The 13,884-nt window shown below is 52.2% G+C and carries 15 protein-coding genes; 7 read left to right on the plus strand and 8 right to left on the minus strand.

Annotation, left to right across the window (positions count from 1 at the left end):
- Nucleotides 1–57 precede the first annotated feature (57 nt).
- Nucleotides 58–579 (plus strand): superoxide dismutase [Cu-Zn] SodC2, encoded by a 522-nt coding sequence (gene sodC2 / locus J4685_RS01095; protein WP_000826813.1) that lies wholly within the window; start codon nt 58–60, stop codon nt 577–579.
- Here the strand turns inward: sodC2 and J4685_RS01100 are convergent.
- From J4685_RS01100 to J4685_RS01110, 3 genes are read right to left on the minus strand one after another with little or no spacing between them, the layout of a single operon-like run.
- Nucleotides 555–2,594, minus strand: coding sequence for an FUSC family protein (locus J4685_RS01100; protein ID WP_000777626.1), 2,040 nt, complete (start codon nt 2,592–2,594; stop codon nt 555–557). The genes sodC2 and J4685_RS01100 overlap by 25 nt on opposite strands.
- On the minus strand, nt 2,594–3,445 hold the full coding sequence (locus tag J4685_RS01105) for an HlyD family secretion protein (RefSeq protein ID WP_046596311.1): 852 nt from the start codon (nt 3,443–3,445) through the stop codon (nt 2,594–2,596). The genes J4685_RS01100 and J4685_RS01105 overlap by 1 nt, the downstream gene beginning before the upstream one ends.
- Before the next feature lie 2 nt (nt 3,446–3,447).
- Entirely contained in the window at nt 3,448–3,684 is a 237-nt protein-coding gene (locus J4685_RS01110) for a DUF1656 domain-containing protein (RefSeq protein WP_000649755.1), read from the minus strand.
- Nucleotides 3,685–3,878: 194 nt separating this feature from the next.
- Between J4685_RS01110 and slyA the strand changes: the two genes are divergently transcribed.
- The gene (gene slyA, locus J4685_RS01115) at nt 3,879–4,319 is read left to right on the plus strand and encodes a transcriptional regulator SlyA (RefSeq protein ID WP_000764554.1); all 441 of its coding nucleotides are present in this window, start codon (nt 3,879–3,881) and stop codon (nt 4,317–4,319) included.
- A gap of 47 nt (nt 4,320–4,366) precedes the next feature.
- On the opposite strand, the gene slyB is transcribed toward slyA, so the two are convergent.
- Nucleotides 4,367–4,834: an outer membrane lipoprotein SlyB gene (gene slyB / locus J4685_RS01120; RefSeq protein ID WP_000597179.1), complete on the minus strand. Its 468-nt coding sequence runs from the start codon at nt 4,832–4,834 to the stop codon at nt 4,367–4,369.
- A gap of 271 nt (nt 4,835–5,105) precedes the next feature.
- On the opposite strand from slyB, the gene anmK reads away from it, so the two are divergent.
- From anmK to pdxY, 5 genes are all read left to right on the plus strand, one after another.
- On the plus strand, nt 5,106–6,227 hold the full coding sequence (anmK, locus tag J4685_RS01125; RefSeq protein WP_000835012.1) for an anhydro-N-acetylmuramic acid kinase: 1,122 nt from the start codon (nt 5,106–5,108) through the stop codon (nt 6,225–6,227).
- Nucleotides 6,228–6,314: 87 nt separating this feature from the next.
- Nucleotides 6,315–6,644: a C-type lysozyme inhibitor gene (mliC, locus tag J4685_RS01130; RefSeq protein ID WP_001132086.1), complete on the plus strand. Its 330-nt coding sequence runs from the start codon at nt 6,315–6,317 to the stop codon at nt 6,642–6,644.
- 58 nt (nt 6,645–6,702) lie between these two features.
- Complete coding sequence (gene pdxH, locus J4685_RS01135; protein WP_001282334.1) at nt 6,703–7,359, plus strand: pyridoxamine 5'-phosphate oxidase; 657 nt, start codon at nt 6,703–6,705, stop codon at nt 7,357–7,359.
- A 126-nt stretch (nt 7,360–7,485) separates the two neighbouring features.
- Nucleotides 7,486–8,760 (plus strand): tyrosine--tRNA ligase, encoded by a 1,275-nt coding sequence (gene tyrS / locus J4685_RS01140; RefSeq protein WP_000168626.1) that lies wholly within the window; start codon nt 7,486–7,488, stop codon nt 8,758–8,760.
- 59 nt (nt 8,761–8,819) lie between these two features.
- Nucleotides 8,820–9,680: a pyridoxal kinase PdxY gene (gene pdxY, locus J4685_RS01145; RefSeq protein WP_000789736.1), complete on the plus strand. Its 861-nt coding sequence runs from the start codon at nt 8,820–8,822 to the stop codon at nt 9,678–9,680.
- 58 nt (nt 9,681–9,738) lie between these two features.
- On the opposite strand, the gene gstA is transcribed toward pdxY, so the two are convergent.
- From gstA to J4685_RS01165, 4 genes are all read right to left on the minus strand, one after another.
- Nucleotides 9,739–10,344, minus strand: a complete 606-nt coding sequence (gene gstA / locus J4685_RS01150) for a glutathione transferase GstA (protein ID WP_000764754.1) — start codon at nt 10,342–10,344, stop codon at nt 9,739–9,741.
- Nucleotides 10,345–10,448: 104 nt separating this feature from the next.
- Nucleotides 10,449–11,954 (minus strand): dipeptide/tripeptide permease DtpA, encoded by a 1,506-nt coding sequence (gene dtpA, locus J4685_RS01155; protein ID WP_000100907.1) that lies wholly within the window; start codon nt 11,952–11,954, stop codon nt 10,449–10,451.
- A 601-nt stretch (nt 11,955–12,555) separates the two neighbouring features.
- Entirely contained in the window at nt 12,556–13,191 is a 636-nt protein-coding gene (gene nth / locus J4685_RS01160; RefSeq protein WP_001030326.1) for an endonuclease III, read from the minus strand.
- Complete coding sequence (locus J4685_RS01165) at nt 13,191–13,883, minus strand: electron transport complex subunit E (RefSeq protein WP_001289632.1); 693 nt, start codon at nt 13,881–13,883, stop codon at nt 13,191–13,193. Before J4685_RS01165 ends, nth begins: the two co-directional genes overlap by 1 nt.
- Nucleotide 13,884 lies beyond the last annotated feature (1 nt).

Raw genomic sequence — 13,884 nt, forward strand, 5'->3', positions numbered from 1 at the left:
TTCATGTTTTCGCCAGTGGTTTACACTTAACAGGCGACCACATGTAACGGAGGTTTTATGAAGCGATTAAGTTTAGCGATAGTAACGCTGTTGGCCTGTGCGGGTGCGCAGGCTGCCAGCGAGAAAGTAGAGATGAATCTGGTGACGGCGCAAGGCGTAGGACAGTCTATCGGCACCGTCGTCATCGATGAAACCGAAGGCGGCTTAAAATTTACCCCACACCTTAAAGCGTTGCCGCCGGGCGAGCATGGTTTTCACATTCATGCCAACGGTAGCTGCCAGCCCGCGATTAAAGACGGCAAAGCGGTTGCCGCAGAAGCCGCTGGTGGTCATCTGGACCCACAAAATACCGGCAAGCATGAAGGACCGGAAGGCCAGGGGCATCTGGGCGACCTCCCGGTGTTAGTCGTTAATAATGATGGCATCGCCACCGAACCGGTTACTGCGCCGCGTCTGAAGTCTCTTGATGAAGTGAAAGATAAAGCGCTCATGATCCATGTGGGCGGCGATAACATGTCCGATCAGCCGAAACCGCTCGGCGGCGGCGGAACGCGTTACGCCTGCGGCGTCATTAAATAACCCGGAGACAGTGTTCCCTGCGCTGGAGCCTGTTCCAGCTGCGACAGCGAACAGTGTAAACGCCAGATAATCGCCGCCAGTTCATGCGCGGCGGGTTGATGATGATGTGCGAGCGTGTCGCAGATACGCTGTAGTTCCTGTAGCGTGACGGCAAGCGGGCGTTGCTGCACGCCGCGCTCGCTCATCACATCGCGCAGCAGGGATATACAAATATCCCGCACCCGGGAAAGCGGATCGGAACGCGACTCCCAGGCGCGCAGCTGCCACACCACATGCGAGCAGTTCAGCAGCACCACTCCCCAACGTAATAACCACCGGCGCGCCAGCGCATCCTGACTATTGCTGAGCTGACTGACGTGATGATAGGTCAGCGATTCAAACTCGCTTTCGCTATGGGAAGGGTGACGGCTAAGCTGATCGACGAAATCCCGGCGTAGCGCGCGGATATGGCGGCGGCTTTTTACGGCATCGGAACCGGGGCGCAAAATCGCAAACGCCAGCCAGGAAATCGCGACGCCGACGATCTTGGCGGTATTATCGTTAAGGAAGTCGGCGAAGTCGTACACCGGTGGATTGGTCACGGCGATGAATGAGCCCATAAAAACGATAAGCTGCCCCCACAGTCCCGCCAGCTTAGGCATCTGCAGTTTAAGCAGTTGCATCGTGACGAACAGCGGAAAAAGGAAAAGCAAGAATTGCCACAGATCGGTGATTTGCACCATCAGGCCAAATTTCACCACGAAGCTGAATAAGGACAGCAGCACTAAAGTACGCATCAATAAGGAAAGCGACTTAAACGGCGTGGCGACGATGGAGTAGAGGACGCAACTGATCGCCGCCAGGGTTAATGCGCCGGGCCCGGATTCCCATTGCGCGCCAATACTCCAGGCGCCAATTACCGTGAGCGTGCAAAAGGTACGCACGCCGCTCCAGATGGCCTCTGCGTTATCCGTATGCCGCGCAAGGCCGGGAGTGCGGCGGATATGGATTTGATCTACCGGCGCGCCGCTTTCGATCAGATATAACTGACGGCTGCTGCGCAGATATAGCTGGCAAAAATAGCGTAATCGCTGCCAGAACGCGAGGTGACGATAATCCTGTTCATCCTGCGGGCGTAGCGGCGCAATAATCCGCGCCACGGTGTAGCTGTCCGCGCGCGGTTTTGCCAACTCAGCTAAGAGTTGTTCAATGACTTCGCGGCTGTTTTCCGGCGGCGTCGGCCAGTTTAAAAGCATTCTACGCAGACTGGAGATCACGCTGGTTAGCCGTAATTGCTGGTGTAACAATGCATTTAGCAATGCATTCTGGCGGCGAAAACGGTAGTGACTCCAGAAGGCCTGAATACGCAGCAGGTTCATGGTCAGGATTTGCCCAATGACCCCCTCATGCGCGGAGCGGATAGCGTCGGTAGTCTCCGGCTGCCACAGTAGACTGGCATGTTCCAGCAAGCGCGCATGCATGTTTTTCAACGCGGTGAGCAGGGCGGTACCATCCGATGTGCTGGGTAGGATCATCATCATCATGCCGCCACAGAGGATGCCGACGATAACTTCACATACACGTGCCTGGGCGATATCCCACAACTGCGTGATTTCTACAATATTAACCATCGGGAACGCGATGATCGCCGCCGTGTAGCCGGACAACTGGAAAGCATAAGCGGCATTATTGGTAAAATGCGCGCAGGCCCAGGTACAAAAACCGATCCAGGCGGCCATGCTAAATAAGAACAACCAGGGTTCATTCAGCGTATGGCCGGCAATAATTAATGCGGCGGTCGCGCCGAGTAAACTCCCGGCAATACGCCCCAGACTTTTACTGATTACGCCGCCTACGGTCGGAAAGCTCACCACTGCGGCCGAAGTCATCGCCCAGTAGGGCTCATCCAGATTGAGATAATAAGCGAATGTCAGCGCGAGACACATGGCAATGGTATTGCGCAACGCGTAACGCCACTGGCCGGAGGTCGCTTTAAACCAAGGCGTATTTCGCAGGGCCGGCAGGGAGAGTTTCATTACCGCTGTCCAATGGCTACGCTGCAGGTAGTGCCGGAGACGAGCGTGATATCCTGCGGCAAAGCGTCAAATTCGATACGTACCGGTACGCGTTGCGCCAGACGTACCCACGGTACGTTGGGTTTGATATCGGGCACTAAACCGGAGTCGCTTTCCACGCTTTGGTCGTAAATAGCGCGCCCGATACTGCCAACGTGACCCTGTAACTTAACATTGCCACTATACAGTGTTATTAATGCAGGCTCACCTTCGCGGATATGGCGTAGTTTGGTTTCTTCGAAATATCCCATTACATAAAATGAATGGCTATCTACCAGGGCGAAAAGTGGCTTACCGGTGCTGGCATAATCACCGGTACGCGTGGAAAGGTTGGTCACCCAGCCGGATACCGGCGCTTTTACTTCCGTTTGGCTAAGCTGCCACTGCGCCTGTTTTAACGTTGCCAGTGCGACATCTACGCTGGCCTGCATCGCTTTAACATTCAGATTGGCGCTATCCAGATCTTCAGCAGAGATGTAGTTACGCGATAAATGTCGACGTCGATCGGCTTCATTATTCGCTTTTGCCAGATCGGACTGCGCTTTGGCCAACTGCGCCTGCGCGTTAAGTTCTGCAATATGGAAGGGCGTTTTATCAATGACAAAGAGAACGTCCCCGGCGTTGACGAACTGATTATCTTTGATATTGAGTTGGGTAATGCTGCCAGAAACCTGCGGCGTTACGCTGACCTGTTCCGCGCGGATTTTACCATCGCGCGTCCACGGTGACTGCATATAGTAATTCCATAACCACCACGCGGCCAGAACGGCGACAATGAGAGTAGAAAAATATTTTATTGTTTTTAACGACATATTTACCACGCGATCAGTAAAACGAGGCCCAGACATACGCAAAGCGTAAAGAGGGAGAGATCCATTAACAGGGGATGCCAGATTTCATCAGAGTATATCCGGTCACGCAGGAGTCGGTGAATAAACAACCAGATAACGAACCCAAGCGCAAAGGCTTTAAAGAATGGCGGAAAGTAAACAGATGCTCCCAACATGAGATCTTGTAAGGGCAATCCTGTGGCGTTGAGTATACACTTCACAAGCAATGTTCCTTTGCGTCAGACATCGATGCTTTAGTTTTAGCCAAAACTGAAGCTACAGGTGCCAGGTGCGCACTATGTCTGAAAAAATGTCTATTGGTAAGCAAATTTAGCAATACATTTGTTTTGAGAATACAAATACTGCACACTATTCTAAAATCAGCATAATAACTTAGCAAGCTAATTATAAGGAGGTGAAATTGGAATCGCCACTAGGTTCTGATCTGGCACGGTTGGTGCGCATTTGGCGTGCTCTGATTGACCATCGCCTCAAGCCTCTGGAATTGACGCAGACACATTGGGTCACGTTGCACAATATTCATCAATTGCCGCCTGACCAGTCGCAGATTCAATTGGCTAAAGCGATAGGCATTGAGCAGCCATCGCTGGTACGCACGTTGGATCAACTTGAAGATAAGGGGCTAATTTCGCGGCAAACCTGCGCCAGCGATCGTCGCGCTAAGCGGATTAAACTGACCGAAAAAGCGGAGCCGCTGATCGCTGAGATGGAAGAGGTCATTCATAAAACGCGCGGTGAAATTTTGGCTGGGATTTCTTCAGAGGAGATTGAGCTTCTGATTAAACTTGTCGCTAAACTTGAACACAACATTATGGAATTGCACTCTCACGATTGAGGTGCAGGGGCATACGTGTGGCCATGTGACCACACGTAAAGCCTGGTTTAGCGTGGAGAGACAGTAACCTGGCTGCCGTTGCTGGCCAGCACGACACGCTGACCTGCCGAGAAACGCGTATTTCCTTGTTTCTGCACAACCATAATGGTGTTGCCATCGTCTTTACGAATTTCCAGTTCCACACCCTGGGTTTTATTCATTGCGCTCTGGACGCCCTGGCCCGCTACGCCGCCAGCCACCGCGCCTGCCGCGGTCGCCAGTGAACGACCCGTACCACCGCCGATAGTGTTGCCGAGGAATCCGCCCAACACCGCGCCGCCGATAGCGCCAATCACGTTAGAATCATCACCGCCCTGAATTTGAACCGGACGAACGTTAACGATAGTACCGTACGTTACATTCTGAACTTGTTTAGCCTCGGATGCGGTATAAACATCACCCGAAAGGCTATCATTGTTAACACACCCAGCTAAGGATAACCCCATCAGTGAAACGGCCAGTACACGTTTAATCATTTACCCATCTCCTGTTCTTCACGAAACGCTATGTCAGCATCCCTATAGCTAAATTATATGGCATTTATGCAGTTAAGGTCATATCTTCTGCTGAAAGAATGTAAAAATCATAATCAGAAGTTAATTAACCAATCTTAAACGAAGTCGGAAGCAAGAAAAGATAGGTCATTGATATCCGTGGACGACACGGCAAAAAACGTGACGTGGGCATAGCATTACAAAATACGTTATGCCGAGTATTAAGGCTTAACCCAGCTTAAAAGGAAGAGGTATGAAATCGGGCCGTTTTATTGGCGTTATGTCCGGAACCAGCCTTGATGGCGTTGATGTTGTACTGGCGGCAATTGATGAAACCATGGTTGCGCAACAGGCAAGTCTCACCTGGCCCATTCCCGTTCATCTGAAAAAAGGCATTCTCGATATTTGCCAGGGACAGCCGCTTACGCTCTCGCAACTCGGCCAGCTGGATACCCAGTTAGGCCGGCTTTTTGCACAGGCGGTTAATGCGCTGTTAGCGCAACAACGTTTGCAGCCGCGGGATATCGTCGCTATTGGTTGTCATGGGCAAACGGTCTGGCATGAACCGACCGGCGAGGCCCCGCATACGCTGCAAATTGGCGATAATAATCACATCGTCGCCCATACGGGGATTACAGTGGTCGGCGATTTTCGGCGGCGGGATATTGCGCTGGGCGGACAAGGCGCGCCGCTGGTGCCCGCTTTCCATCACGCGCTGTTGGGACATCCGACGGAAAAACGTATGGTCCTGAATATCGGCGGCATCGCCAATTTATCTCTGCTTTTCCCCGGACAGGCGGTGCGCGGGTACGACACGGGGCCGGGCAATATGTTGATGGATGCGTGGATTTGGCGACAATGCGCGCAGCCCTACGACAAAGACGCGGCATGGGCGAAAGAAGGTCAGGTTATTCTTCCATTGCTGCAAAAGATGTTGCGCGATCCGTACTTTGCTGCGTCGGCGCCCAAAAGTACAGGACGCGAATATTTCAACTATGGCTGGTTAGAGCGCCATCTTGCGGCTTTCCCTGGCGCAGACGCGCGCGATGTACAGGCCACGCTGGCGGAGCTGACGGCGGTCTCCATCGCCCAACAGGTGCTGCTCAACGGCGGCTGCGAGCGGCTGATGGTCTGTGGCGGCGGTGGCCGGAATCCGTTAGTGATGGCCCGTCTGGCGGCGCTGTTGACCGGTATCGAGGTTTCGACCACCGATAAGGCGGGGATCAGCGGCGATGATATGGAAGCGCTGGCCTTTGCATGGCTTGCCTGGCGAACGCTCGCGGGCCTGCCGGGAAATTTACCTTCCGTGACGGGGGCTACAGAAGCCAGTGTTTTAGGCGCTATTTACCCGGCTAACCCAATAACTCAGAGTTAACTGAATTTTTCCCGGACCCTATATCGGTAAACTAGCAAGGTCAGGAAGGGGCGTTTGCCCTTCCAGAAGCAGGAGAGCTTTCGGGATATGCCTATGAAAAAGATCGCAATAATGTGTTTACCTGTGCTGCTGACCGGCTGTAGCGTTTATCAACAATTTGTTGAACGTATGCAAACGGATACGCTGGAATACCAGTGTGATGAGAAGCCGCTTACCGTTAAAGTCAATAACCCGCGTGAAGAGGTCAGTTTTGTCTATGACAATAAGCTGCTGACCCTGAAGCAAGGAATCTCGGCCTCGGGCGCGCGTTATACCGACGGGATTTATGTTTTCTGGTCGCAAGGCGAGAGCGCCACGGTCTATAAACGAGACAGAATTGTGCTTAATAACTGTCAGTTACAAAATCCGAAGCGTTGAGATTTTCAGTATGGGGGCGCACAATAGCGCCACCCACTGATTATTTCTGATCAACGCCATGTCTGATAACGACCAATTGCAGCAGATCGCGCATCTGCGCCGTGAATACACGAAAGGCGGCTTGCGTCGCCGCGATTTACCCGCTGAACCGTTAACCTTATTTGAGCGCTGGCTTGGGCAAGCGTGTGACGCCAGACTGGCCGATCCAACGGCAATGGTCGTGGCGACCGTAGATGACAAGGGGCAACCGTACCAGCGTATCGTATTGCTCAAACATTATGATGAAAAAGGCCTGGTCTTTTATACCAACCTGGGAAGCCGCAAGGCGCATCAAATTGAGCACAATCCGCGTATCAGTCTGTTATTTCCCTGGCATATGCTTGAACGCCAGGTGATGGTGACAGGCAAAGCCGAGCGTCTCTCCACACTTGAGGTGGTGAGGTATTTCCACAGCCGTCCGCGCGACAGCCAGATCGGCGCATGGGTCTCTAAACAATCCAGCCGCATTTCCGCGCGCGGTATCCTCGAAAGCAAATTCCTGGAGCTCAAGCAGAAGTTTCAACAGGGCGAAGTGCCGTTACCCAGCTTCTGGGGTGGTTTTCGCGTGAGTATCGAACAGATGGAGTTCTGGCAGGGCGGCGAACATCGTCTGCACGATCGCTTTTTATACCAACGCGACGACGGCGCATGGAAAATCGACCGTCTTGCGCCCTAAAGATGCAAAAATCTTGTTTTAAGCACTGGTGCGGATGAATCCGCCGTTTTATGCTATGTCTCTTTCGCGTCTGGCGAAAAGTCGTGTACCGGCAAAGGTGCAGTCGTTTTATACATGGAGATTTTGATGGCAAGCAGTAACTTGATTAAACAATTGCAAGAGCGGGGGCTGGTAGCCCAGGTGACGGACGAAGACGCGTTGGCAGAGCGACTGGCGCAAGGCCCGATCGCGCTCTATTGCGGCTTCGATCCTACCGCTGACAGCTTGCATTTGGGGCATCTGGTTCCATTGTTATGCCTGAAACGCTTCCAGCAGGCAGGGCACAAACCTGTTGCGCTGGTAGGCGGCGCGACCGGTCTGATTGGCGACCCGAGCTTTAAAGCCGCCGAGCGTAAACTGAACACTGAAGAGACCGTTCAGGAGTGGGTGGCGAAAATTCGTAAACAGGTTGCCCCATTCCTGGACTTTGATTGCGGCGAAAACTCCGCCATCGCGGCCAATAACTATGACTGGTTCGGCAGCATGAATGTGCTGACTTTCCTGCGCGATATCGGTAAACATTTTTCCGTTAATCAGATGATCAACAAAGAAGCGGTGAAGCAGCGTCTGAACCGTGACGATCAGGGTATCTCTTTCACGGAGTTCTCTTATAACCTGCTACAGGGGTACGATTTCGCTTGTCTGAATAAACTGCACGGCGTTGCCTTACAGATTGGCGGTTCTGACCAGTGGGGGAACATCACTTCCGGTATCGACCTGACCCGTCGCCTGCACCAGAATCAGGTATTTGGTTTGACCGTTCCGCTGATCACCAAAGCTGACGGCACGAAATTCGGTAAAACCGAAGGCGGCGCTGTCTGGCTGGATCCGAAGAAAACCAGTCCGTACAAATTCTACCAGTTCTGGATTAACACCGCAGATGCCGATGTTTATCGCTTCCTGAAATTCTTCACTTTTATGGACATTGAGGAGATCAATGCCCTGGAAGAAGAAGATAAAAACAGCGGTAAAGCGCCGCGCGCGCAGTATGTACTGGCCGAGCAGGTGACGCGCCTGGTTCATGGTGAAGAGGGGCTGGTCGCGGCGAAACGGATCACTGAATGCCTGTTCAGCGGTTCACTGAGCGCGCTGAGCGAAGCTGACTTTGAGCAGTTGGCCCAGGACGGCGTACCGATGGTTGAAATGGAAAAAGGCGCCGACCTGATGCAGGCGCTGGTAGACGCCGAACTCCAGCCGTCACGTGGTCAGGCGCGTAAGACTATCGCCTCCAACGCTGTCACTATCAATGGTGAAAAACAATCCGATCCTGAATACATCTTTAACGATGAGGACCGTCTGTTTGGCCGCTATACCTTATTACGTCGCGGCAAAAAGAACTATTGTCTGATTTGCTGGAAATAAGGCATTAAGTAACAGGGAGTGAGAAATCACTCCCTTATTTTTGATGTTCAGGTAAAAAAATGAAGAATATCCTCGCTATCCAGTCCCATGTTGTTTTCGGACATGCGGGCAACAGCGCCGCCGAATTTCCCATGCGCCGTCTTGGCGCGAATGTTTGGCCGCTGAATACCGTTCAGTTTTCTAACCACACGCAATATGGTAAATGGACCGGCTGTGTCATGCCGCCCAGCCATCTGACTGAGATTGTCCAGGGGATTGCGGACATTGGCCAGTTAGCGCACTGCGACGCCGTACTTAGCGGTTACCTGGGATCTGCCGAGCAGGGAGAACACATTCTCGGTATTGTGCGCCAGGTTAAAGCAGCAAATCCGCAGGCAAAATATTTCTGCGATCCCGTGATGGGGCATCCGGAAAAGGGTTGTATCGTGGCGCCTGGCGTCGCAGAGTTCCATGTGCGTTATGCGCTACCCGCCAGCGATATTATCGCGCCTAACCTGATTGAACTGGAAATTCTCAGCAAACATAGCGTGAATAATGTGAATGACGCCGTGCAGGCGGCGCGAGAACTGATTGCTCAGGGGCCAGAAATTGTACTGGTAAAACATCTCGCCCGCGCCGGTTACAGTTCAGAACGCTTTGAAATGCTGCTGGTGACAGCGCAGGAAGCCTGGCATATTAGCCGTCCGCTGGTGGATTTCGGCTCACGTCAGCCGGTTGGCGTTGGCGATGTCACCAGTGGTTTATTGCTGGTCAAACTTTTGCAGGGCGCGACGTTGCAGCAGGCGCTGGAGCACGTTACGGCGGCAGTCTATGAGATTATGATCGCCACCAAAACGATGCAGGAGTACGAACTGCAGGTCGTGGCGGCCCAGGACAGGATCGCTAACCCTGAACATTACTTCAGCGCAACGCGGCTGTAATTATTGCTGCTAAAAAGAGGCCGGATGGCGCTACAGCGAGCTATCCGGCAACATGACATTAATTCAGTCCTTCCGCTTTAAGCGCTGCCGCAACGGTCGGTCTTTTTGCGACACGCTGCATATAACTTTCAATATGCGTTAACCCGTCCATATTCAGTTTTACGCCATAGGCCCAACGCAATACGGTAAACAGATAAGCGTCTGCAATGGTAAAACGCTGGCCGCAAATCCACTGGTCGTCTGAAAGCGACTCATCCACATACTGAAATTTCTTTTCCAGACCGGCGCGAACGGCGGGTTTAAGTGTTTCCGGCGTGTCAGGGCGGAACAGCGGGGTAAAGCCTTTATGCAGTTCCGTTGCAATATAGTTGAGCCATTCCAGCGTATGATAGCGAGCAAGACTACTTACCGGCGCCAGAAGCTGGCGGTCGGGAACGCAGTCGGCGAGGTACTGCATAATGGCGACGCCTTCAGTCAACAGTGTGCCGTCATCCAGCAGCAGAGCCGGAACCTGTCCTTTAGGGTTGACTGCCAGGTAATCATCACCGTTTTCCAGGCGTTTTTTCGCGAGATCGACGCCATCAAGCGTAAAGTCTTTGCCAATTTCGCGCAGGATAATATGGGAAGCAAGAGAGCAGGCACCCGGTTTGCAGAACAGTTTCATCAGTAACTCCTTTTTGCTGAGGTTTAAAGTATGGTAGTGCGGGGACGAGCAAAAAAAAAGCCGCTAACGCACAGTTAGCGGCCTGAATGTTGTTTCCCGGAAAATTAAACTGTAGCGGCTTTAGAGCCTTTTTCAGCGGTATCATCGTCCTGGGTCATACGGTTCAGCTTAGGCGCTGTCAGCAGCATCAGGACGGCGATAACGGCGGTTGCTATGCCAATCTGCATAAATACGCGACCATAGACTTCCAGGGACATCAGTGGGTCAGTCACGTCGCTCGGCACAGCCATCAGGTTGGCGACATAACCGCCGATGATGTTAGCGCCTGCCGTTGTCAGGAACCAGCTACCCATGATGAAGCCCATCAGACGCTGCGGAACCAACTGTGCGACCATTGCCAGGCACAGACCAGAGATCATCAGCTCACCGATACTTTGCAGGCCGTAGCTTGCGATCAGCCAGTTTACGGATACGATGCCGGCATCGTTCGCAAATTTGGCGCCCAGCGGCAGAATCAGGAACGCGCCGGAACACAGCACCATACCAATGGCGAATTTCATCGGCATCGGCAGCGTATCGCCCATCCTGTTATAAATAGCGGCCAGAATCGGGCTGCCGATAATGATCCAGAATGGGTTCAGCGCCTGATACTGTTCCGGTTCGAACGCGATACCGAGAATAGAGTGCTCGACGTTACGAATGGCAAAGAAGTTCAGCGACGTCGGCATCTGGCTGTACAGTACGAAGAAGATAATCGCCTGCAGCATCAAAATAAAGGCGACGATCATTTTACGGCGAGCCGCGCCGTGCATGGAAAACGCTTCTTTACCGAAAATAATGACGATGCCAAGAGCGATTACGCCCAGCACCATACGCGCGATATCCTGGTTGTGCAGCAGCCAGGTGGCGACCGCAATCAGAACGACAATACCCACGATTGTCAGCAGCAGATTACGGAAGTTGATCGGTTCAAAGTCGGGTTTGGAACCGTAGCTTTTCACCCAGCGCTGGCAGAAAGCAAAGTTAACGACGGTTATCAGCATACCGACGACGCTAAGCGCAAACGCGGTGCTCCAGCCATAACGCGCCGCCAGCCACGGCGTCGCCAGCATAGAGAAGAAGGAGCCGATGTTGACGGACATATAATACATCGTAAATGCGCCGTCGAGACGCGGATCGTCCTTCGCGTAACAGGTAGACAGCAGGGAAGACGGGTTAGCTTTAAACAGACCGTTACCCACAGCGATAGCCGCCATGCCCATATAGACGATGCCAGCGTCATGACCAGACCATGCGACCAGCGCATAACCGATAGCCAGCACCACGGCACCCAGCATAATAACGCGTTTGGTGCCCAGAATTTTATCACCTAACCAACCGCCAATGGCGACCAGGCCGTACACCAGCGCACTGAAGGAAGAGAAAAGGGTGATGGAATCCGCTTCTGACATACCCAGTTGTTTTACCAGGTAGACGGCCATAATGCCTTGCAGGCCGTAATAACCAAAACGCTCCCATAACTCTATCGAGAAGATGAGATAGAACGCCTTCGGTTGTTTGAAAGCGTTCAAACTGACGCTTTCAGTTGGTTTTTTGTTTGCAGTAGACACTTTTACCTCTTTTTTACGCCCCGTATTAACAGGGATTGTCTGGCGCGTGATGAGTCAGACTCATCCGTCCGATTGTTATATTGGAGGGGAAACGGCAGGTAATGTTCACTATCTTTCCTCTCCAGACAAGAGCTTTGTAATAATCTGTTACATATAACTCTTCTGGTTGAATCGTCCGATGTCAGAAATGTTATCCAGCGTTAAATTTCTTCATTTGAAGAATGGCAGATTTTTACACTGCAAAAAGGCCATTAGTTTGGGTGAAAGGCGATATCTTCTGCTATTTAAGGTGAAAAGCAGTGATATAGGCCATTATCTGAAAAAATGGCAGAGTAATGTTTTGTAGTGAAAACGGGGCGTCAGTCTATCCGGTTGTAAATGTAACCTTAGGTGTCATTAAATTTTACATGAAGTTATCAAAGTGATCCTGATCACGGATAGATAGAAATTTTTGCGATTAAAAAAATGATTAACCTGACGTGGAGGGAAAACGAAAGCACATTACATCAGAAAAAGGACAGAGACTGGAATGATTGATGGCTAAAATAGATCCAGGCCGAAGGTGGGAGCGCGCTGGCGTGACGGACGCGCTCCGACCATATCAAATATCGACTTTTTCTTTGTATTCGCAAAGGTCTTCAATGAGGCAGGAGCCGCAGCGGGGTTTTCGGGCGATACAGGTATAGCGACCATGCAAAATTAACCAGTGATGGCAGTCCACTTTGAACTCATTCGGCACCACTTTCAGCAACTTCTCTTCTACCTGTTCGACATTTTTACCCGGCGCGAACTGTGTTCGGTTGCATACACGAAATATATGCGTATCAACGGCGATGGTCGGCCAGCCGAAGGCGGTATTTAGCACCACGTTAGCGGTTTTACGCCCCACGCCGGGAAGCGCTTCCAGCGCCGCCCGATCCTCCGGCACTTCGCCATTATGCTTGTCCATTAAAATACGGCAGGTCTTAATCACGTTTTCCGCTTTACTGTTAAATAAGCCGATGGTTTTGATATAGGATTTCACGCCTTCTACGCCCAGTTCCAGCATCGCGGCTGGCGTATTGGCGACCGGGTAAAGTTTGGCGGTCGCCTTGTTCACGCTGACGTCGGTTGCCTGCGCGGAAAGCAACACGGCAATCAGCAACTCAAACGGCGACGTGAAATTGAGTTCCGTTGTGGGGTGCGGATTGCTGTCGCGCAGGCGCGTCAGAATTTCCAGCCTTTTTGCTTTGTTCATCAGACTTTCCCTGTTTCACCGGCCGGAACAGCGGAAGGCGCGGTTTCGGCGCGGCGTTTCTTCATTTTTTCATCAATAAGATATTTTACCGCCAGCATGAGTCCCAGACCGATAAACGCGCCTGGCGGCAGCATCGCCAGCAGGAAAGGCGAGTCGGTGTGAAATATCTCGACCCGTAATACTTTTGCCCAGCCTCCCAGCAGGCTATCCGCGCCATCGAAAAGCGTACCATTCCCGAGGATCTCGCGCAGTGAGCCCAGCACGAACATCGCGCCTGTCGCGCCCATGCCGATGGAAAAACCGTCCAACGCGGAAAGCCACGGTCCTTTTTTCGCGGCAAACGCTTCGGCGCGACCAACAACTATGCAGTTCGTTACAATCAGCGGAATAAAAATCCCTAAAGACTGATACAGACCGAACGCATATGCATTGATCAGCATCTGTACTGCGCTGACCACCGAAGCAATGATCATAACGTAAATCGGGATACGGATTTCTGCCGGCGTCCAGCGACGTAGTGTGGACACCGTAAGGTTGGTCAGCGTTAATACCAGCGTTGTGGCGAGACCCAGCCCCAGAGCGTTGGTTGCCGTAGACGTCACTGCCAGTAAAGGGCACAGGCCAAGTAGCTGCACCAGAGCAGAGTTATTTTTCCATAACCCCTGAACAACAATGTCTTTTATTTCGCTCATG

Origin of the sequence: Salmonella sp. 32100201201700099SM (assembly GCF_017572645.1) — a bacterium.
Lineage (GTDB): Bacteria > Pseudomonadota > Gammaproteobacteria > Enterobacterales > Enterobacteriaceae > Salmonella > Salmonella enterica.